This window comes from Roseinatronobacter domitianus, assembly GCF_023336755.1.
In the GTDB taxonomy this organism is placed as follows: domain Bacteria; phylum Pseudomonadota; class Alphaproteobacteria; order Rhodobacterales; family Rhodobacteraceae; genus Roseinatronobacter; species Roseinatronobacter domitianus.
Genome location: NZ_JALZWP010000009.1, coordinates 79,795 through 99,441, shown reverse-complemented (window position 1 = coordinate 99,441; position 19,647 = coordinate 79,795). Strand labels below are relative to the sequence as shown.

Annotated in this window: 15 protein-coding genes; 4 read left to right on the top strand and 11 right to left on the bottom strand. The window is 61.0% G+C overall.

Annotation, left to right across the window (positions count from 1 at the left end):
- Positions 1-22: 22 nt before the first annotated feature.
- The 3 genes from tagH to M3N55_RS10615 form a co-directional block, all read right to left on the bottom strand.
- Positions 23-1,258 carry a type VI secretion system-associated FHA domain protein TagH gene (gene tagH, locus M3N55_RS10625; protein WP_249058646.1) on the bottom strand — a complete coding sequence of 412 codons (1,236 nt, stop codon included), beginning with the start codon at positions 1,256-1,258 and terminating at the stop codon, positions 23-25.
- A gap of 94 nt (positions 1,259-1,352) precedes the next feature.
- Positions 1,353-1,919, bottom strand: a complete 567-nt coding sequence (locus tag M3N55_RS10620; RefSeq protein ID WP_249058644.1) for a DUF6931 family protein — start codon at positions 1,917-1,919, stop codon at positions 1,353-1,355.
- 193 nt (positions 1,920-2,112) lie between these two features.
- Positions 2,113-3,957: a type VI secretion system Vgr family protein gene (locus M3N55_RS10615; RefSeq protein ID WP_249058643.1), complete on the bottom strand. Its 1,845-nt coding sequence runs from the start codon at positions 3,955-3,957 to the stop codon at positions 2,113-2,115.
- Between the two features lie 320 nt (positions 3,958-4,277).
- Here M3N55_RS10615 and M3N55_RS10610 point away from each other — a divergent pair, with 320 nt between their 5' ends.
- Entirely contained in the window at positions 4,278-4,943 is a 666-nt protein-coding gene (locus tag M3N55_RS10610; RefSeq protein WP_249058642.1) for an outer membrane protein, read from the top strand.
- A 362-nt stretch (positions 4,944-5,305) separates the two neighbouring features.
- Positions 5,306-7,540 (top strand): beta strand repeat-containing protein, encoded by a 2,235-nt coding sequence (locus M3N55_RS10605; protein WP_249058641.1) that lies wholly within the window; start codon positions 5,306-5,308, stop codon positions 7,538-7,540.
- A gap of 135 nt (positions 7,541-7,675) precedes the next feature.
- Here the strand turns inward: M3N55_RS10605 and M3N55_RS10600 are convergent, their stop codons facing one another.
- Genes M3N55_RS10600 through M3N55_RS10585 form a run of 4 tightly spaced genes read right to left on the bottom strand, consistent with a single transcriptional unit; the run spans position 7,676 to position 9,605 of the window.
- Positions 7,676-8,128, bottom strand: coding sequence for a DUF1036 domain-containing protein (locus M3N55_RS10600; protein ID WP_249058640.1), 453 nt, complete (start codon positions 8,126-8,128; stop codon positions 7,676-7,678).
- A gap of 51 nt (positions 8,129-8,179) precedes the next feature.
- Positions 8,180-8,584 carry a hypothetical protein gene (locus M3N55_RS10595; protein ID WP_249058639.1) on the bottom strand — a complete coding sequence of 135 codons (405 nt, stop codon included), beginning with the start codon at positions 8,582-8,584 and terminating at the stop codon, positions 8,180-8,182.
- Positions 8,581-9,342 carry a hypothetical protein gene (locus M3N55_RS10590; protein ID WP_249058638.1) on the bottom strand — a complete coding sequence of 254 codons (762 nt, stop codon included), beginning with the start codon at positions 9,340-9,342 and terminating at the stop codon, positions 8,581-8,583. Before M3N55_RS10590 ends, M3N55_RS10595 begins: the two co-directional genes overlap by 4 nt.
- Complete coding sequence (locus tag M3N55_RS10585; protein WP_249058637.1) at positions 9,339-9,605, bottom strand: spike base protein, RCAP_Rcc01079 family; 267 nt, start codon at positions 9,603-9,605, stop codon at positions 9,339-9,341. Before M3N55_RS10585 ends, M3N55_RS10590 begins: the two co-directional genes overlap by 4 nt.
- A gap of 260 nt (positions 9,606-9,865) precedes the next feature.
- On the opposite strand from M3N55_RS10585, the gene M3N55_RS10580 reads away from it, so the two are divergent.
- Positions 9,866-10,882 (top strand): SDR family NAD(P)-dependent oxidoreductase, encoded by a 1,017-nt coding sequence (locus M3N55_RS10580; protein ID WP_249058636.1) that lies wholly within the window; start codon positions 9,866-9,868, stop codon positions 10,880-10,882.
- Positions 10,875-12,161 carry a nucleotide sugar dehydrogenase gene (locus tag M3N55_RS10575; protein WP_249058635.1) on the top strand — a complete coding sequence of 429 codons (1,287 nt, stop codon included), beginning with the start codon at positions 10,875-10,877 and terminating at the stop codon, positions 12,159-12,161. The genes M3N55_RS10580 and M3N55_RS10575 overlap by 8 nt, the downstream gene beginning before the upstream one ends.
- 23 nt (positions 12,162-12,184) lie before the next feature.
- Here the strand turns inward: M3N55_RS10575 and M3N55_RS10570 are convergent, their stop codons facing one another.
- From M3N55_RS10570 to tssM, 4 genes are read right to left on the bottom strand one after another with little or no spacing between them, the layout of a single operon-like run.
- Complete coding sequence (locus tag M3N55_RS10570; RefSeq protein ID WP_249058634.1) at positions 12,185-14,125, bottom strand: serine/threonine-protein kinase; 1,941 nt, start codon at positions 14,123-14,125, stop codon at positions 12,185-12,187.
- A gap of 4 nt (positions 14,126-14,129) precedes the next feature.
- Positions 14,130-14,906: a PP2C family protein-serine/threonine phosphatase gene (locus tag M3N55_RS10565; protein WP_249058633.1), complete on the bottom strand. Its 777-nt coding sequence runs from the start codon at positions 14,904-14,906 to the stop codon at positions 14,130-14,132.
- 31 nt (positions 14,907-14,937) lie between these two features.
- Positions 14,938-16,017, bottom strand: coding sequence for a type VI secretion system-associated protein TagF (tagF, locus tag M3N55_RS10560; RefSeq protein WP_249058628.1), 1,080 nt, complete (start codon positions 16,015-16,017; stop codon positions 14,938-14,940).
- Positions 16,017-19,643, bottom strand: coding sequence for a type VI secretion system membrane subunit TssM (tssM, locus tag M3N55_RS10555; protein WP_249058627.1), 3,627 nt, complete (start codon positions 19,641-19,643; stop codon positions 16,017-16,019). The genes tagF and tssM overlap by 1 nt, the downstream gene beginning before the upstream one ends.
- Positions 19,644-19,647 lie beyond the last annotated feature (4 nt).

Here is a 19,647-nt window from a genome sequence, read left to right as displayed (position 1 = left end):
CGGTTATTCAATCGGTCTGCAATTAACCACGCCCGCCTTCCTTGTCGTAGGCCTCTGCAAAGAGCGCCAGAAAGACATCCAGCATGCCGTTTTCGTGGCTGCGGGTCTTGGCGTCCCAGCGTTCGACATAGGTTTCCCAGGCGCGGGATTTGCGGTTCAGGCGCACGCCTTGCAGCCGTTTTTCGACAGCTTCCGGCGACAGGTCGTCCAATAGTTGCGCCAGCGCGGGCTGCAGCGCCGCGTGGGTGGCGTATTGATGCGCTTTGATATCTGCAAAGCCTGATCTCACCGCCTGCGGTCCGCGCTGAAACCCGGCGCGGGCAGGACCGAACATGATCGTCAGCGCCTGATCCGGCAGCGGCATGAATTTCAGCGGGTTGTTATCTTCGCGCCCGATCATCGTAACCTGAGCCGAGCGCACGGAGCGGCGCGCGATTGCGCGGGCCTGAAGCAGGCTGGCAAGCTCTTCGGTCAGGACGCGCAATGTCTCGCCGATTTCTTGCGCCGTGACCTGCGGATCATTGGTGCTGAGCGTGCCCGGCGCAAGACCGGCTGCGGTGCCGATCACCTCTAGCAGGGCGGTTGCATCGGGCGTGGGCGGCACATTTGCGGCCGGTGCCGGTGCCGGTGCCGGTGCCGGGGGCGGCGCTTGGGCAGGGCTTGGCGCAGGTTGCACAGCTGATTGAGGCTCTGTCTGCGGCACCTCAAAAGGTTCTGCGGTCTTGTCACCTGTCACTTGGCCCCAGATATCGAGCGGCGGGGTGCCGCCTGATGTGCCTTGCAGTCTGTCGCTGCCATGTGTGCCCTGCGGCGGGACGCCCGCCCAAGGGTCCGCTCCACCGGGCAGGCTGCGTGGGGTCGGGCGGTCGGGCACTGGCGAAAGCCCCGGTTCCCACGGTGTTGGCGGTGCGCCGATCGCGTCGGCGGACCCGGCCATCGGCTGCAAGCTGACCTCTATGCTGTATTGTCCGACCTGCAAGCGGTCGCCATGATTTAGCGGGCAAGGGCTTTTGACCCGCGCCGTGCCGCCGTTCAGGAAAGTGCCATTGGTGGACAGGTCATACAAAGCCCAACCCGAGCCATCATGGCGCACTTCGAAATGGCGACCCGAGATGAACCGACGCGGGTCGGGCAGGCACCATCCGCTGTCGCGCCCGGCTTCCAGTATGTTGCCCGGACGTGCAGACACACTGAGCGGACCGCCATCCGGCAGGCTCGACATGTTCACGATGGTCAGCGTCAGTTCTGTATTGGTCATTCTGTCGTCGTTTTCGCCTGTCGCGCCGGCGCACGCAAGCCTGTCTTTCGGGCCGTGCCCTTTGACGCGCTCCGGGCGTGAAATTCGCTGAAAGTTAGATCAGATCGTTCGCCATTTGGACGAAGGTTTCAAGGGTTGCCCGCCGTGCCCGATGTGGCCCGCGCGCCAGCACCGACAGCACTGCCGCATTTACCCCGCGCCCCGTCAAGAAGCGTGGCGGCGGCACCGGTTCGCCATCAGAAGGGGCCAGCGAACCGCCAGTCCAACCCGTGGCCATCGCAAGCCAGACACCGGGGCTGCGGGCGCTGGCCTGTGCGGCGGCCTCTTCGGTTGCGCTGCGATTAAGGTCATCGGGCGCGGCCACCCAATCGGCAACAAGCGCCATCATCTTGCGATCATGGGTCGTCAGGCAAGCGTCCATCTGCCGCAAGCATTCATGGCCCCACCATAGCGAGACGCGGCGTTTGAACATCTGCGACGTAAAGGTGATCGCCTCTTCCGGGGTGTCGCTTTGCAGCAAGCGTCCCGCAAAGGCTGCGACCGGTTCGTCGGTCTGAGGACGCATCGACATATCATGCGCCAGTTCGGGGATCATGGTGAAGATCTCTGTCGCCAATGGCGCGCGCAAACTTGCGCTTCGCGGGGGGTAGTCCTGTGTCATCCTGGCCATCCTGCCATGCCCATGATCCATGTTGCGCCCCAACTCTGGCCCGGCGCGGTTAACATGCATCGCCGTCCACCAACGAGGCGGTTGCGATTTTGCGTTCTGACTTTGCGTCTAACCTGTTCAAACTGCTCTCCTATTCTGTCGGCGCGCGCGCTTTGGCCGGTTGGTCCGGCTCTGGCGCGTGCTTTCAGCTATTGATTTTCACGACCGCGCCCTTGATGTCATAGACCGCGCCAGCTTTGTGTTGCGACATCATCCCGGCTTCGGACTTGAACTCCATTCCCGCCTTGACCTCCACTGTTGGCGATTTGAGCGTGATCGAAGACCCATCTATAACGATCGAACTCATACCGACTTTCAGGGTGATCTTCTCGGCAGCCGTAATGGTCAGTTCGCGCCCGACATCCAGTTTGTCATGGCCGCTTATGCTGCTGTCGCGGGTGCCTTTGACCTTCAGGCTGTCATTGTTGTCGATCTGGGTGGCGCGGTCATTTAGCACATGCCATGTCTGGTCGTGCAGCACTTTCGCGGTCAGATCGTATTGCGCGTGCAGACGCACGCCTTCCTTTCCGGCCGTGTCGTCGAAGACCAGTTCGTTATAGCCGTCGCCGCCCGGTGTGCTGTTGGATTTCATGCCCATGACCATATTCGCGCCCGGCAGGTCGAACGGGGGCATGTTCTCGGCATTGTAGACGCAGCCGGTGACAAGCGGGCAGGCCGGGTCGCCGCCAATGAACTCGACCACCACCTCCATGCCAACGCGCGGCACGATCATGCTGCCCCAGCCATTTCCGGCAGAGCTTTGTGCGACGCGGCAGCGCATGGATTTTGCATTGTCGCGGTCCCAGTGGAACAGCACAAGGATACGACCGTATTCGTCACAGTCTATTTCGCCCTCGCCGATCACAATGGCGGTTTGCGGGCCTTGAACCCGCGGAGCAGCAGGCGCAGCCTCTGGGACCATAGGGCGTTCGGTGTCCAGAAACTCGAACTCGCCTTGATAACTGTCGCGATCCGCGGTGCCGCCATCGCCGGTGCGATACCCTTCCGAGACATACCTGTGCTGTGCTTGGGTGATAAGGTAACTGCGCCCGTCAATGGCAGTGTCGGGATGATCGCGCAGCCCCATGCGCAACCCTGCCGACAGTCCAAGACTGTCGCCCTGTGCGCGATGTCGGCCATCAGCGGCGCGCGCCTGGTTCAGGCGCAGTTGCGCAAGGCTGCGTCCTGCGCCTTGGTCCGGGTAGCGCCCCGGAAACTGGTAGCTTTCAATGTCGTCGAAGGCATGTCCCGCGGCATCGGCCTGTTCCGTCAGCATTGCGCTGCGGGGGGCTTTGAAGTTGTAGTCCGTCAGAGCAACGCGCCCGGTCGTCACCTTGCGCCCGGCGCGCCATGAATGAAGATGTTCCAACTCGTCGCGATATTGCCGGTCGGTTGCCCGAATTGGACGGGTCGTGCCGGGAACCTCGGGCAGGCTGTCAACCTCGTCGAACAGAACCATCCTATGCGTGCCGCCCTCGTGCCGGAAACAATAGTTGATCCCGTAATGCGCCATCAACCGTGTGGCGAAAGCAAGGTCGGTTTCGTCATATTGGACAGTGTATTCCAGAACCGGATAGCTGCCTTGCAGCAGGCTGTCATGCGGAAAGCCATAGTCTGCGAAGATCGCCTCTAGAATCTGGAGCGGCGTCTGTTCATGGAAGATGCGCTGGTTTACCCGCAGCCCAAGCAGCCACAGCCACGGCTTGAGAACAAGTGTGTAACCCGCGCCACCCCAGACCGGCCCCATTTCGCGCAATTCGCATAGCACACCGTCGAACATTCGCGCCGGATGACCGGGATCGATGGTCTGCATTTCGACCCATATATTGCGCCCCAGCACCTCGTCGGCGTCAAGTTGCCCGGTTGGTAAAAGGCAATCGACCTCAAACCCGCCGATTGTGTTGATGCCTTCGTGGCCCGAAAACGCCATCAGCGCCAGATCGGTGCCGGGAGCATGAAGTTTGCCCAACCTGTTGTCTTGAGAAATCATTCATCCAAGCTCTTGGTTCGTAAGGCGTGGTGGCGCCCCATCAGAAATACAAAGCAAAGAATAGCGGGATGGGAAGAAATTGAAATCAAATTGTATTTCTACGCATGGTTCGTCCCAGAGTCGGGGCTGCAACCCGAATTCTTTGTTGTGTTTTCGCAACACAATCCAATCAGCAATCAGGGCGTGTGCGCTTGGCTCGCATCTGCAAAGGTGCAGTGTTACGATGCGGCAGGCGTTTTGGGGTGCCGATAGGTCGTCAAACTATAAGGCACGACCAAGGCAACCTCTAGAATTTTGAGCATTAAAAATAAGGAGGGGTTATGAAAACCACCTTGGTCGCTGCCGCTATTTCTGTGCTTGGCAGTCACGCATATGCCGATGGACATAATTTTGCATCGGCCCCACACGTCGGACAGATGCGCGATTGGAGCGGAGCTTACGCAGCGCTCGGCATCTCTTACAGCATGGGAAGTTACACAACCACAGCAGGCAGCGCATATAATGCACCTGACGCTGAAGGGGTCGGCCTGAGCGCGATCTTGGGCTACGCCATGCAGGATGGCGGCTTCGTGTATGGGGCAGAGTTGATGGGCAACATGGACCGCACCGATGGCTCTGGCGCAGATTGTGGCCTTGGCGCCGGGTTCACCTGCCGTTCAAGCATCCGCAATTATTTGGCAGCACGGGTGCGCGTGGCCTATGCGTTCAATGACACCTTGCTGTTTGCCACGCTGGGCTATGCGACCGACAAGCAGGACCACACGATCCGTAATGGCGGCGTCAAGGTGGGTGTTAACGCGCAGCGTCACTATGGGCCAACAGTCGGTCTGGGCGTTGCCCATGCTCTCAACGATGAGTTGAGCATTCGCGGCGATGTCGAGTATTATGACTTCGGTGATCGGACTTACAATTTAACCGTGCCGGGGGCGACGACGATCGACACCAATACGGTTTCTGCACGAATCAGCCTTATGCGCCGATTCTGATCTGCAAGGTTGGCGTCGAGCTTGCAAAAAGGGGGGCAACAGCCCTCTTTTTGAGTCGATGTATCAGATATTGTGCCAAGGCTGCGGGCTGCACCATAGGCGTTGTTGCCGTGTCGCAACATAAGGTCGCGACTTCGCGCCAAATCTCTGCGAATCCCGGTTAGTCGCAGTGCAGCAGTTGTGGTCGATTGCGAAATTGTTTACGGTCTGTCGAAAGAGTTCTGGTAGTTTTTGTAAATCCGTTTCGGCGTCTTGCATGCCGGTGCCGCCCACTTAGGACCGAGGTTGAATAACCGATGATACATCAAAAAATTGAAGCGCCCGCTCTGCGCAAGACCCTGAAAAGCACCACTGGCCTTGCTGTGGTGTTTCTGGCGGCCCTTCCCGGCTTCGCACAGGCGCAGACCGTTCTGACCGGAGGCGCCACGCAAACGGTCGCACCGGCCACAACCCTTTTAGGAGATGTTCTGATCAATGGCATCGGGTCGGCGCTGACCGTTGATGCCACCGGTCAGGTGACCGGTGATGTTGACTTGTTGACCGGGACTGTGACCCACAATGGCACCATTGCAGGCGGTATCGACACCACTGGTGCGGCTGGACAATCCACCACCACCGTGATTGTCGGCGCAACCGGCATCGTTGGTGGCGCTGTTACGTTGGAAACCGGCAACCTTACCTCGGCAGGTGCGCTGAATGATGGCCTCACGCTGGGCACGAACTCATCGGCAACCATCCAAGCTGGCGGGTCGATCAATGGTAGTGACACCGTGGTCAATCTTGGCACCCTGACAATCGAAGCTGGTGCCGCCGTGAACACCAACGTGACCCTGAACGGCACACAAGCTGCCAGTGTTGATGGCGGGCGGATCAACAACTCGGGCACGATCACCGGCAATATTGAACAGACCGGTGGTATCATCACCACCGACGGCACCATCATTGGCGATACCACAGTGAACAGCGGCGCTTTTAACGCCGAAGGGGCAATCACCGGCGATTTGACCATGATTAACGGTACGTTCACTACGACGGGCCTGCTGACCCATACCGGCAACGTGGACGTGCAGGGCGGGCGCATGAACGTCACCGGCGGTGACATGACCGTCACCGGGTCGTTCGGCAATGATGGAATATTGACGATTGGGGCCGGTCGAACGCTGACTGCCCCGATCGTCACCAATACTGGTCTTATTGTCGGCAACGACAATGGAACTATTGACGGCGACCTTGCCAGCACCGGTGGAGAGATCCAACTCAATGATGGTGTTGTAGGCGATACCTTTACAATAACCGGCGACCTGACCGGGTCCACCACGCTGGTTATGGACATTGATCTGTCGACTGCGAACGCTGCCGACACCGACCTGCTGGTTGTGGGTGGACTGGTCGATGGTACCGTCACCATCGAACTCGACCCGCAAGCAGGTGGCTTCACGCTTCAATCCGCTCCGGTCATTTTGGTCGATGGAACATCATTGGGCGGCAGCCTGACGGCAACCATGCGGGGTATTCCCCAGACGCGCGGTCCGATCGTCTACACGCTTGATACAGACCCAGCCAATGGCGATATTGTGCTGCTTTCCGGGGTCAACCCGGCTATTGGTGGCGTAGTTGGCGCATTCAGCTCGGTTCAGAACCTTGTTGGCACTGTCATCAACCGTCCAAGCGGCGCGTTCGTCAGCGGCATCGCTTTTGATACGCCTGACAATTGCAGCCGTGGCGGCTGGGCGCGGGCTGTCGGCGGGCGCGCGACATCCGATACAACGACAAACGGCAATCTCCTTTCTGCAACGGGCACTACGCGAACCGACTTTGCAGGGATCCAGGGCGGTTTCGACTTTGGGTGTTTTGAAGCGTTTGACGGCGGTTGGGATATTGTTGGTGGCGTGTTGTTTGGCCACAATCGCGGCTCGGTTTTGCACAATTCCTTCGGCCTGACGACAGATGCGGATTTCTCACAAAGCTATGGTGGCGTTTATGTGAATGCAGCGAAGGGCAACTTCTCTGCCGAATTGCAGCTTCGTCATGAGCGCAGCAGCTTCGACTTCATGAACGTGGCGCTGGGGCTGGATGACTCGGTGTCAACCAACACCACGCAGCTCAGCGGTTCGACCAGCTACCGTTTCGCGCTGGAAAACGGTATGTTCATTGTTCCGACTGCCGGTTTCGGCATTGGCCGCACCTCTAGCGGTTCGCTGACCTTCAACGGTGCCAACGGTCTCCCGGCCGGTGTTTTGCAGCCCGCAGATCACAATTCCAGCATTGGCTTCGCTGGGGCGACGATGGGGCGTACGATGGTGGACGAGGCCAGCAATTCTGCTCTGACCTCTTTTGTGACGGCGACTATCTATAACGATTTCAGCTCCGATCGCGTGGCGACGTTCACCGCTACGAATGGCGGTGTGACCGATACCCTGACCACTGAATCTATGGGTGCCTTCGGCGAACTCAGCGTGGGTCTCAGCTACGCCCGCGTCCTCAGCGCCGCGCCTTCCGGCATTCGTCAGATGAACGCGAACATTCGCGCTGATTATCGCTTCAACAAGGATCTGAAAGGCGCGAGCGTCACGGCTCAATTCCGCCTCCAGTTCTGATAGGTCTTGCGCCGTCACGGCGCGGACCAGATCAACAAAAACTCGGTCTCTGGTCAGAGGCCGGGTTTTTTTGCGTCCATCGCGTGACAGAATGATGTTCAGAGAGCGCGCTGAGCAAAGCTGCATTTCAGACTGTTACTCAGCGCCGGTTTCGCTGACAAAGGCCGTCCAGTCCGTTGCGCTGAGCGTGTCAATTTCGATGAAGCCGGCCTCTATATGTCCGCGCGCCCAGCAATCTTGTTCACCCTGTATGCTGAAGCCCGTTTCGGCCACACAGAACGGGATCGTGCCGTCCAGAACAGGTTGATTAAACACGTCAATCGCATGCAGATAGAGGTAGCGCGCGTCTATATCGCCTCTCAACAGCACGGCGCAACGGTTCGGTGCAACAGTCCACCAGCCTTCCGACCGGAACCCCCCACCGGGATCGCGGGCGACGGCTACGTTCAATACGTCGAAACTGTCGTTGCACAGCCTGAAATCTGCAAATGCCGGGCTTGTCGCCGCCATGATCGCGAGTGCCGACAATGTCAGGCGCAAGACTGCGCCATTCGGGATTGGCGGAACTGGGATCGGGTTTGTGTTCATGCTCTGTGTAATCTGGCAAATGCAGGCGTTCCTTGCAAGCGCGCCAATCTGTTAGGCTTGGGATGGGTCAATTTGGTCAAGGCCCAACCTGTTCAACACGTCGGCCACGGATAGCGCATGGAGCATCAGGATCTGGCCGTCGGGCAATTGGGGGTTTTCCGCGAAGCCGATCTGCCATTCCAGCAAACAATCCTGCGCACGCTGCGCACCTGCCATGTTTACCTTATAGGGGAGGCTGTCCCAAACCGGTCGAACCAGTTGTTTTACCAAGACATCCTGCCACCAATGTGCGGGTTCGAACCGGGCGAGCGCATAGCGCGCGCCTTGCGCAGTCTGCCACCGGGCCGTGCCAAATGTGTGTTCGTCCAGCGGTCCTTCGCCAAGCACCATTGCAAGGTTATTGGCATCGGCAATCCGGTTTTCGGGGCAGGCCAGTGTCATGCTTGTATCGGTCATGGTGTAATCCCGAATTTGGCGGTGAGGGCCGCGACAATATCGGCGCGGTTGGTATCGGCATCAGCGGTCGACAGGATCAGCACCTCGGCAATCTCGCAATTGGCAAGGTTCGAGTCGCTGCGCCATCCGGGAAATTGCACGCCTGAATTGAAGATCGCCTCGGAGAAATTGACGCCCGCGACTTCAACTATGACCCAGTCGTCGCGCACCCATGCGGTATATAGATCGCCTCGGGTTGTGCCGGTGATGAATGCCCCGTTGGCGTAGCGCGCATTGCCTTGGCCAAGCGCGGTGCTGGTGCTGCCGTTCTGATACAGCGCAACATAGGAGCCATCTACCCCCCCCGCGATCACGCGTGCTCCCGGGGAATTGGCCGCCTGCAAACGCACGACCATCATGATCGACATATCTGTGCCCCGCCAGGACGGGTCAGCGGCAAGCACCATGCGGTCATCCAGCCCATCGAATTCCAGCCAGGACAGCGCACCGGATTGCCGGGCGACGGGACGGGCCGCGACAATCGGCTGTGTCGCATGATTGCTTAGTCCCGACAGGTCCGCGACATGTGCCACGGAGTGTCCAACCGCGGCGGGTTGGGTCGCGGCGCTGTCGGAAAACAGAACCGCCGGGGCCGAGGCATCAACCCGCATGGCGAAATTGTCGAAACTGCCCGTCGGTGGTGGCGGTGGCGGTGCGGTTGTGGCCATCCGCGGCCGCATGGGCCGACTGAGCAAGGACAGGTCGGTGGTCACTCTCATGCCAGCACCAGCGCGTGCAACCCCGTCGCCGTGGTGCCCGTGGCGCGCACCCGGCGCACGGCAACGGGCAGGATTGCATAATCCGCAACCGCAAGCGTGCGGGTCTGCCCGCGCGCCGTGACAACAGAGATCGCGCCTCCGGTTTCGACATAAAGCGCCATTGCGATATCAGGCAGGTCATTGGCGTCATCGGGGGTGATCGGCGCGATATCGGTTGCCGGACCGCTGAGCGGCAGGGCGCGGTTTGACAAGGGGTTGGCCATCGGGGTCATCCTTTTGCAAAAAAGCGGTGCAGCAGAGGTCTGCAGCGCGGGCAAATCGGACCATACCCGGTCAAGGTGAAGGCAATGTGCGTGCAGCGTGCGCAACTATCGGCAGAGCATGTCAGATAGGAATGGAAGTTCTGCACGCCCCCGCGTAAGACCCTGTTACGGTTGCTGTCGCTTCGCGCTCATGGCAGGGCGGTAAGGCAACCAAGACGCCATGCCAAGGGGCACGCGGGCCCCACCCAAGTGGAGGGAATATGTCCAGCACACGCCACGCGTTCATCACAGGCACTGCCGGTTTCATCGGCTACCATCTGGCAGAATTGTTGCTGTCAGAAGGCTGGCAGGTCACCGGCTATGATGGCTTGACCGATTATTACGATGTCGCCCTGAAAGAGGCGCGCCATGCCCGGCTTGCGCGTTTTGACGGCTTCAAGGCGCATGTCGCCCAGCTGGAAGATATGGGCAGTGTTATGGCCGCCATGCAAGGCGGGCCAAAGCCCGATGCGGTCATCCACCTCGCGGCACAGGCCGGGGTGCGCTACAGCCTTGAAAACCCGCGCGCCTATATTGATTCCAACATCGTCGGCACGTTCAACATCATGGAAGCCTCTCGCGCTGTTGGCACCGGGCACCTTCTGATGGCGGCCACCAGTTCGGTCTATGGCGCGAATACCGAAATGCCCTTTGGCGAGGACCAGAAAACCGACACGCCGCTGACCATCTATGCCGCGACCAAGAAAGCCACCGAAAGCCTGTCGCATGCCTGGGCGCATGTGAATGGCCAGCCCACCACCATGTTCCGCTTCTTCACGGTTTATGGCCCGTGGGGGCGTCCCGATATGGCGCTGTTCAAATTCACCAAGGGCATCCTCGAAGGCAAGCCCATCGACATTTACAACCACGGCAACATGTTCCGCGATTTCACCTATGTGACCGACCTTGTGCGCGGCATTCGCGGGTTGATCGACGCGGTTCCGGGTGGTCCGGATACGGCGGTCGAAGGCGATAGCCTTAGCCCCGTCGCCCCATGGCGCGTGGTCAATATCGGCAATTCCGACAAGGTCCGGCTGGAGGACTTCATTGACGCGCTGGAGCGAGAGTTGGGTCAGAAGGCGATCCGCAACTACATGGACATGCAATTGGGGGATGTGCCCGCGACATGGGCCAATGCGGATCTGTTGCAGCGCCTGACCGGCTACAAACCGCAAACCGGCATCGACAAGGGCATCGCCGGTTTCGTCGACTGGTATAAGGATTATTTCCGTGTCTGATCTTGACGGCTTTGCGCAACGCCGGATCGCTGTGATCGGCCTTGGCTATGTCGGTCTGCCGCTGGCGGTGGAATTTGGGCGCGATCATTCCGTGCTGGGCTTTGACGTGAACCCGCATCGCGTGGCGGCGCTGCGTGCCGGCCATGATGCCACCGGAGAGATCAGCACCGAAGACCTGACCGCCACAACGGGGCTGGAGGTGACGGACGATCCTACGCATCTGGCAGACTGCGGCATCTTCATTGTCACCGTTCCCACCCCGATTGATGCACATAAACGCCCCGACCTGACGCCGCTGGTGCGTGCGTCCGAAACCGTGGGACGGGCGCTGAAACGCGGCGACATCGTGATCTACGAATCCACCGTCTATCCCGGCGCTACCGAAGAAGACTGCGTGCCGGTGCTGGAGCGTGTCTCGGGCCTGCGCTTTAACAAGGATTTCTTCTGCGGCTACAGCCCCGAACGCATCAATCCCGGCGACCGCGCGCATCGTTTGCCCGATATCGCCAAGGTCACGTCCGGCTCTACGCCAGAGGTCGCGCAGGCGGTGGACGCGCTTTATGCACGGATCATCACCGCAGGCACGCATCTGGCCCCGTCCATTCGCGTGGCAGAGGCTGCGAAAGTTATCGAGAACACGCAGCGCGACCTGAATATTGCGCTTATCAACGAGTTGGCGATCATCTTTGAACGTATGGGTCTTGATACCGATGCGGTGCTGAAAGCTGCTGGCACGAAATGGAATTTCCTGCCGTTCCGCCCCGGCCTGGTTGGCGGTCATTGCATCGGAGTGGACCCTTATTACCTGACCCATAAGGCAGAAGCCTTGGGCTACCATCCGCAGGTCATTCTGGCCGGACGGCGCATCAATGACGGGATGGGCGCGCATGTCGCAGGGCAGCTTGTCAAGGCGATGGCGCGGGCTGGGCGGCCTATCAGCGGCGCGCGCGTTCTGGTGCTGGGCCTGACCTTCAAGGAAGATTGCCCCGACCTGCGCAACACCCGCGTTATCGACGTGGTAGGTGAGCTGGAACAATACGGTGTTTCTGTCGATGTGCATGATCCGCATGCCGACCGGGCAGAGGCCGCGCGCGAATACGGGCTGACCCTGTCGGACTTGCCCCAGTCCCCGGACTATGACGGGGTGCTGATGGCGGTCGCGCATGGCGAATTCCGGGCGCAGGGGGCCGACTGGCTGCGCGGTCTGGCGCAGCCCGGTGGTGTGGTGTTCGACATGAAAGCTGTCTTTGACGTGTCGGAAGGGTTCCTGCGCCTGTAGCGGCGCAGGCATGTCCGCCACTATCAGGGCAGCAGAACGGTCTTAACCCCGATGCTCAGGGATTTATCCGGCTGGTCCAGCGCCTGCACAAGGAAGGTCCAGAAATCGCCAGCCTGCGCGCTTGGCAGGATTGCGTTTTCAGGTATCAAACGCCGGATGGAATCTGTCCCGGCCCCGTGCAGCGCCAGCACCATCAAGGCGGGTGCGCCTGTGCCATCGGGTGCCGCGCCAAGGCGGCGCAACCGGGTTTGGGAAATCTCGAAAGTTCCGGCTTCGGTCAGGGACGCGGCGATATTCTGAATTTGCCCAGAAGGGTCGATCATGAAAAAAGCCGCATCGCGCGCTGGGGCAAGCTGGCCTGACAGGGCTTGCGCATCGGCGGGCAGACTGTCGGGCAAGCCACGGATTTGCAGATCAGCACTACCATCCAGGCTGCGCCGTGCATCCAGCGCGGCAAGGGCATCCAATGTCGCGCATTGCTGCGCCGACACCGCAACCATTCGCAGGTCAAGTGTCTGGCCGAACCTGTCCGCAAAGGCGCTGCGCATCGCCTCTAGGTCGCGGGCGGTGCTGGCATAGGCGGTTAACCCGTCCACACCGTCGGCCTCGCGCAAGCGCGGCAACCAATGGCAGGCGCCAAGCGTGGGGCTCTGGCTGTTCAGCCAAGCGCGTGCTGCGGCCACATCCAGCGGGGCCGGGGGCTCTGGTGTCGGGGATGTGCTGATTGCCGCTTCCGATACAGGCGCGCCGGGTCCACCACCCAAAATGCCCGCATACCATGCGCCCCCGGCGCCAAGTGCAACTGCAATTGCGGCAACGATGCCGATCATCCCGCCTTTTCCCTTGGCCGGTGCGGGCGAGGGCGGGCGCGATGGCGCCGCATGTGTTGGGGCTGGGCCAAAAGGGCTGGAGCCCAGTTCGGCAGAGGTCGATTGCGCTACGCCCGAAGGCGCGGCCGAAGGCTCTGGCGTGGCGACGGGCGGCGCGCTTGCCGGTGGCATGCTGCGCGGCGGTTGGCTACCCGGCGGTTGGCTGCGCATGGGCGCAACAGGCGCAAGACTGTCCAGATAGTCGATGACATCGGCCATGCTTGCGGGCCGTTCTGCCGGATCGGGTTGCAGCATCCAGTTGAACAGAGGGCGCAAATCCTCTGGCAGGGCCGACAGGTCAGGCACCGTGGCACGCGCCAGAACGGCGGCGGCGGGGCTGTCGCCCATGTCGATGGGCCGACCCATCGCGGTGGCGGCGGCCATCAGGCCAAGGCTGTAAATATCTGCCTGACCGCTGACCACGCCATCATACAGGCCAAGTTGTTCGGGCGCGACATATCCCGGCTTGCCGGCGAACTGACCGCCGATCAGGGTGCGACCGCCCGGTGTGGTTGCCTTTGCGATCCCGAAATCGATGATCTTGGCACGCAGCACGCTGCGGTCGGGCAGGATTACGTTATCCGGCGACAGATCACGATGCACCACCCCTGCGCGATGCGCCACATCCAGCCCTTCGGCCAGGCGCCGCAACAGCCGCAACACGTCTGCCGTCGGCATGGGGCCAAGGTCCATCATGTCATTCAGGGATGGCCCGTCGACATATTCCATCACAAGGCACGGACGAGCAATGTCCGGGTCGATGGTGAACACCTCGTAGCGCACAATGGCATCATGCGAAATTCGGCGCAGAACGGTCGATTCCTTCTGGAACAGCGACAGGATCTTCTCGTCATGCGCCAGCGCGGGCAGGACGATCTTGATCGCCACCACCTCGTCATTGTGGATATTGACGCCGCGATAGACTTCACCCATCCCGCCGGTATTGATGTGCTCCTGCAATTCGTAGGTGCCGATCAGCAGGGTTCCGGCACTTAGCTGGATCGGGCTGCGCGTGACATAAGTGTTGCGCCTTGGGCTTTGCGGCGGGGTAGGGCCGGGCGTCTCTGGCGGGTCTTCCGGGGGCATTGAAGCCATCTTGTTACCCTTTCCACGCCATGCTGCCAGCGCCTTGTCCTGTTACCAGCGTTTTCAGCCCGCAGCGCACTGCAACCACCGTCACATTATCCGTAGCCCCACGATCCAGCGTCATTTGCACCAGAAGATCACAGGCTGATTGGGCCGAGCGGCCTTTAAGCGCGTCGGCAATCTCATGGTCCTCGATATGACCCGTCAGCCCATCCGAACACAACAGAAAGATGTCCCTGTCCTGCAATGCGCCGAATTCATGGTCCAGTTGGATGTCTTCTTGCACACCGATTGCGCGGGTGATGACATTCTTGCGCGGCCAGTTGGCGGCTTGCTCGGCCGTGATCGTGCCTTGGTCCAGCAATTCCTGGGCTTCGGTATGGTCGCGGGTCAACTGGTGCAGAGTGCCGTCGCGCAGCAGGTAGACACGGCTGTCGCCGCACCAGATTGCGGCAAAGCTGTCGTCATGCACCAGCACAGCAGCCAGAGTCGCCCCGATCATGGCATTGTCATTGCGTGCCGAATGGGCGCGGATTTCATCATTGGCGCGCAGGATGCGGTCTTCGAACCGGGCTTGCAGGTCGGGAGCTGTGATCGCGCGTTGCACGGTTGCGGACTGATCGACAACAATCTGCGCGGCGATATCGCCGCCGAAATGACCGCCCATACCATCCGCGACCACCCAAAGCCCCTGATCGGACGCCGCAAGAAAGCGGTCTTCGTTATGGTCACGGACACATCCGCTATGAGTGAGCGAGCCACTTTCGAAACGGTAGATCGGATTGGTCATCGAATATATTTCCTGTCTGGCAAATCTGGTGTCATGGGTGGGCCGAACCGTCGGCATCTGGCCCGGCTGTGGCCGGGGCCGGTTGTCCATGCGACAGCATGAAGGCGAATGTGTCGGCATCTGGCAGCCCGACAAGGCTAAGCACGCTGCCGCCATCTTGCCACCAATAGCTGCGGCTACCTGCGGCAAGCTGATGGTCAGCGCGCGCGATATCGTTCCAGACATCGCCCGACCCTTCGGCCCAAAGCGCGCGGCTTTCCAGTAGCGGTGCCATATCTTCGGCCCCAAGCGGCACCCGTGGCGCAGGCAGGGCGGCAAGCGCGGCTTCAAGCCGTGTCATGTCCTGATCCGCGCGCGCCCTGTGGACGAACTGCTGACACATCACATACCACTCTGTGTCTGGCGGGCTGACAACCGGGGGCGGCACAATTCGGCTTTGGCTATCGGCCAGCAGCAGCACGATCGGAAAATCGCGACCGTGCTTGTCGGCAGAGGGCTGCAAGACGCCCATCGACGCACCGGCAAAGCCGGAACCGCCCCGCATGTCCTTTTGCCAGCTACCCTGAAACACGTCGCCACCCAGCCAAAAATTCCAGGCTCCGGCGGAGTGCCAGATGCGCGACCAGTCAGCGCCCAGCGTGGCGCGCGTATCCTGAACCAGCGGGATCAGCCAATCCTCGAACGGGCGTGACAGGCTACTCGGCATTTGCCGGGTGATGAAATCGCCGCGCATGGGCAGTTTCCCGAACAAGCCCACCTGAGCCGAAGCACGCGGCGGAAGTGTTTCCGGGCTTGGGGTGTCGGATAGTGCGTCTGTGTCGGGGTCAGGCGTCGCGGGCGGTTCCGTGTCCAAAGGCGCGGCGGGGTCTTCATCCACCGTCTTTTCCAAAATGGGGGCAGAGCTGTCGCCCTCATCATCGCCTTCATCGTCCCCCGCGTCATCTTTTGCGCCCGAGGGTGGCGCCGTCTCTGGCCCATCCTCGGCGGAGGGCGTCTCGTCTGCACCTACCAGAGTGTCGTTTTGGTTGTTTAATGGCTCAACCTCAGACGCCGCATGCTCTGCCGTCTCGGTGGCTGTGGTCGCCGGACCGGTCTTCTTCGTGTCGTCCATCACAACCCCCTTGGGCAACGGAAATCCCACAATTCGCGCAGGAAAAACGGATTGCGCGCGCTGGATGCCGTGAATGAATAGGCGACATAACGACCGCCGATATCAAGGCGTGTTGCCACCGACGACCCGGATGGCCGCGGATTCCCCCGGTTGATAAGCCGCATCAGCGCCCAAGGGCCGGGCTGCACGCGCATTTCGTTTTCGCGTCCGATCAGTTCGGGGCCGATCTGCACAGAGGCAGAGCCATTCCCGCCGGAGGGCCAGAACAGCGTCTGCGGCAAAGACCCCTGCTGTTGGGTTCGGATGATCTGCCCGTTAATCTCCAGCAGCGCACTGTCCGCTTCGGGGAACAGCGCGGTCTGCCGCACCGTCAGATCGAAACCGGGAATGCCCGATCCGCTGGGGAAGAACGCATCGCGGATCGCGGCAGCGCGCTGGAACTGCGCCAAAGTGGCCGGTGACATCTGCGCGCCAAGGCGACTGTCGCGGCGCCATTGCCAGTCGTTGCTGCTAAGGTCGGTATGCTGGGCCAGAGCCTCGTTGAAGAAACGGTCGAACACACCGCCCGGAGCAAAAAGCCGCGCGAATTCCGCCAATGACAGGTCGCGGTTCGAATTGCCAGAGAATGGGTAGCTGTCCGGCACCAATGCTTCGCAAACCTGCGTCACCTCTCGGTTAAGCCGTTCGTTCAACGCCGCAAGCGTGGTGTCTGCCGCCCCGCCGGCGAATTCCTCGGCGGCTTGCAGGATCATACGCGATAGCGCCGGCGGCATCCGCGAAGCATGGCGCGTCAGCAGGGCCGCTTGCGTCCCCAATTCCTGTCCAAGCCGGTCGGGAATGCCCAATCCGGTCGTGGATTGCAGTAAAAGCCGGTAGATTTCCTGCAAATCCCGCAGCACCACGTCAATCGGGCGTCCGTCGCCGCCATCCTGCACAAGGTCATGCCAGCGGCTGAATTGCGCTTCGACATTGGCGCCGGGCAGGGCCGCTTCGGGCGCGCCGCCCCCGGCTCGACCTTGACTGCGCTGGGTTTGCAAAATGTCGAAGCCAATTTGGCCCAGCCCGGTTGCCCGTTCGCGCGCCCGGCGCAGCAGCGCCTCGCCCACGACCCCGGTTGCGGCATTGGCGCGCTCGCCCAACTCGCCCTCACCCAGCGCACCACCCAGCCCGGCCCCAAAACCGCCATCCTCATTGAACCCGGCCGTCAGGCGCGTGGTGTCGTTCACGGCCTGCACCAGCTTCAGGATGGGCGATTGACGCGGGTCGGATGCGGTGTTCAGCGCCAGATATTGCGGACTGTCGGCGGATAACGGGCGTAATTGCAGATTATCGAGCGTTTCGCTCCAGACGCGGCTGAATTCCAGAGCGTAACGGTTCATCAGTGGGGCGCCCAGACGGCGCAACTCTCCCGAAACATCGGCAGCTTCGGCGCGGGTTCCCATTACCCATTGTTCGGTTTCCAGCTTGGTTGCAACCTCTGCAAGGCGCGGCAGAAAATAATCGTGAAAGCCTTGGTAGGTATAGATCGGCGCGACAATCAACTCATTCAGAGCGCGCCCGTCGCGGGTCTCGAACACCAGATCGGCATCCGGCCCCGCGCGCAATCCGACATTGAACGGTTCCATATCCATCGGGCCGCCTGCGCCCATGACCAAAAGCCAGGCCTGATCTTCCAGATCCATCAGCGACAGGATCTGTTCGGCGCGCGATACCAGCGCCCCGTTCAAATCGACCCGCGCCTGTGATTGCGTGGCCGACAGATCCAGCATCGCCCAAAGGTGGTCTTCAAGCTCGTCGCGCGCCGCACGCAACGGGCCGGCACCGCGCAGCGCAGGGTCTTGCGCCCAATCGCTGGTGATCCAAGCGACAAGGAACGCATCATCGGGGGCGGGGGCGGCATGGCCCAGCAGTTTATAGACCTTGAGCGTTTCATACAGCGACAGGCGATTATTGGTCGAGATGTCCTCTGCGATCCGCTGCTCCATTCCCAGAATCAGCCGTGGCCGCAACATGCGCTCCAACCCGTCGCGATAGGCGGCGCGCGCACTTGCCGCGATTGCCGCGCGCTGGCTTAGCCCGAAGCGTTCCAGCAAGCCGACTTCGTCCGCCTCCGGGTCGGTATAGCCCAGCGGCAGGCTGCGCAGGTCCGACAAAAGCGGCAGAACGTCCAGCAACTCTGTATCGTTGATCTCGGTGCGCTCGAGTTCTCCGGCCGCGCGGGTTTCATATTGGGCGATTTCTGCGCGCGCATTCTGCACCAATTGGTAATTCTGGTAGAAGCTGTTGGTCCACATGCCCCCCAGCCACAGCGCCAGCCCCACAATAACCGCCATGGTGCCATAGCGCAGCACCGCCTCGCGCCGCACGGCGCGGCTGTCTTGCGTGACCCAGCCGGCTTCCTCGAAGATCACCCGGCGCAACAGGTCATGCAGGAAATAGCTTTTGCCGCGCCCCGAAGCGCCACCTGCTGCAATCGGACCGGTGCCAAAATTGCGTTCCATCGCGCCCAGAATTTGGTCGATGGGCGTGCCTTCCTGCGTGCCGGATGTAAAGTAAAACCCACGCAGCGTGGCATTCACCTTGTAACGCGTGGCGCTGAACACCCCATCCAGAACATGCGCGATCCGGTCCTTCAACATGGCCACCTGTGCCGGAAAGCCAAAAATTGCGATCCGGGACAACCCGTTGGGGTCTTCATTCATGCGGTCTGTCACCTCGTCCGACAGACGCGACACAAGCGCATCGAATTGCGGCGCGAACTGTGGCAAGACCGGCTCGCCGCGTGCGGCCCGGAATGTGGTGCCCCAGACTTTCTGCCGTCGCACGGCGCTGAAACTGCCGAAAAATTCTTCGAACCCCGCGATCAGATCGGCCTTGGTGAACAGCACATAGACGGGAACATCAATGCGGAACACATCGTGCAGTTCGACCAGCCGGGCGCGGATGGCAGCGATATGCTCGTCCAGCAACGCGTCGCTGCCAGTCAGGAAATCCTCCAGGCTGATGGCAACAATCACCCCGTTCACGGGCTGGCGCGGACGTTGCCGTTTCAGCAGGTCCAGAAAGGCAGCCCAGCTTTCGCGGTCGGCGGCCTCGTCGCTGTCTTGGGTCGTGTAGCGCCCGGCGGTGTCGATCATCACGGCTTCTTCGGCAAACCACCAGTCGCAATAGCGGGTGCCCCCGGCGCCGGGCATGGCCCCGCCGGTTTTCTCTGCCAGCGGAAAATTCACCCCGGAATTCAAAAGCGCGGTGGTTTTGCCCGCGCCGGGTGGGCCGATGATGACATACCACGGCAGGTCATACAGGTAGGATGAAGAGGTGGAGGACTGGCGCAGCACCGCCAGCGCCTCGTGCATCTTCTCGCCCAGAACCTCGCCATCTCCGGTTTGGCCCGCTGGTGCGATTGCCTCTTCTAGCGCGGCTTCGGCACGGCGCTTGCGCCACCATTTGAAGGTGTAGACCCCGGCGACGATGGACCAGACCACGGCAATGGTGATAATCCGTGCCCAAAGCCCTTCCAGCGGGTAATTGTCAGCGAACCCCAGAAGCGGTCCCCCAAACCAGACGGCAAGTGCAAAGGCCAAAAGCCCAAGGACAACCAAAGCGGCAAGCAAAATATTCTTCATGACA

What these genes read in the sequence shown, in the direction of transcription:
- M3N55_RS10600 (WP_249058640.1), bottom strand. Translation starts at nt 8,128, where the DNA reads ATGAACACAAACCCGATCCCAGTTCCGCCAATCCCGAATGGCGCAGTC.
- M3N55_RS10580 (WP_249058636.1), top strand. Translation starts at nt 9,866, where the DNA reads ATGTCCAGCACACGCCACGCGTTCATCACAGGCACTGCCGGTTTCATC.
- tagF (WP_249058628.1), bottom strand. Translation starts at nt 16,017, where the DNA reads ATGGACGACACGAAGAAGACCGGTCCGGCGACCACAGCCACCGAGACG.
- M3N55_RS10615 (WP_249058643.1), bottom strand. Translation starts at nt 3,957, where the DNA reads ATGATTTCTCAAGACAACAGGTTGGGCAAACTTCATGCTCCCGGCACC.
- M3N55_RS10610 (WP_249058642.1), top strand. Translation starts at nt 4,278, where the DNA reads ATGAAAACCACCTTGGTCGCTGCCGCTATTTCTGTGCTTGGCAGTCAC.
- M3N55_RS10620 (WP_249058644.1), bottom strand. Translation starts at nt 1,919, where the DNA reads ATGACACAGGACTACCCCCCGCGAAGCGCAAGTTTGCGCGCGCCATTG.
- M3N55_RS10590 (WP_249058638.1), bottom strand. Translation starts at nt 9,342, where the DNA reads ATGAGAGTGACCACCGACCTGTCCTTGCTCAGTCGGCCCATGCGGCCG.
- M3N55_RS10565 (WP_249058633.1), bottom strand. Translation starts at nt 14,906, where the DNA reads ATGACCAATCCGATCTACCGTTTCGAAAGTGGCTCGCTCACTCATAGC.
- M3N55_RS10595 (WP_249058639.1), bottom strand. Translation starts at nt 8,584, where the DNA reads ATGACCGATACAAGCATGACACTGGCCTGCCCCGAAAACCGGATTGCC.
- tssM (WP_249058627.1), bottom strand. Translation starts at nt 19,643, where the DNA reads ATGAAGAATATTTTGCTTGCCGCTTTGGTTGTCCTTGGGCTTTTGGCC.
- M3N55_RS10585 (WP_249058637.1), bottom strand. Translation starts at nt 9,605, where the DNA reads ATGGCCAACCCCTTGTCAAACCGCGCCCTGCCGCTCAGCGGTCCGGCA.
- M3N55_RS10570 (WP_249058634.1), bottom strand. Translation starts at nt 14,125, where the DNA reads ATGGCTTCAATGCCCCCGGAAGACCCGCCAGAGACGCCCGGCCCTACC.
- tagH (WP_249058646.1), bottom strand. Translation starts at nt 1,258, where the DNA reads ATGACCAATACAGAACTGACGCTGACCATCGTGAACATGTCGAGCCTG.